General features: G+C 39.4%; 1 protein-coding gene. It reads right to left on the reverse strand.

The annotated features are described in order from the left end of the window. Positions 1–528 (reverse strand): DEAD/DEAH box helicase family protein (locus ADIWIN_RS11250; RefSeq protein WP_040757115.1); only part of this gene is annotated, 528 nt, incomplete at both ends.

Below are 528 nucleotides of genomic sequence, written 5' to 3' on the forward strand. Positions count from 1 at the left end.
ATAGCCTTGGTCCAAGAGGTCAAAGTGGTAGTCGGCCGCTCGCTTGTTTAAAAAACTAATGTCTTCATAAGTATGCTTGCTCTCCCTTATTCTGTTTAATAGGTCTTTGAAGACGGTGTCCTTTTGCCGGTATATTTTTTGTAACTCAATATGAAAAGGCATTAATTCTTTAAAGCCATAAGAACTAAAGAAAAAGCGTGTCTCATATTTAGTGGCGAGTATGGACCAGTCTTTGTCTTTTACTATTGGAGGCAATTGAAAAGGGTCTCCAATCAGTATAAGCTGCACCCCACCAAAAGGCAGGTGCGGTTTTCTTCTAAATACGCGCAATATTTGGTCAATAATGTCCAGTATCTCCACACGAACCATGGAGATTTCATCAATAACTAGTAAGTCCAATTGACGAATCACAGTCAACCTGCTGCTGGTATATTTGAAGGTGTCAAAAATATTTTGCTTCGAACCACTCGCTTGAAGCCTGGGATCATCTGGTAGAAAAATCTGTCTTGGGTCAATTTTAAAAAAGCT

This window comes from Winogradskyella psychrotolerans RS-3 (assembly GCF_000427335.1).
In the GTDB taxonomy this organism is placed as follows: Bacteria; Bacteroidota; Bacteroidia; order Flavobacteriales; family Flavobacteriaceae; genus Winogradskyella; species Winogradskyella psychrotolerans.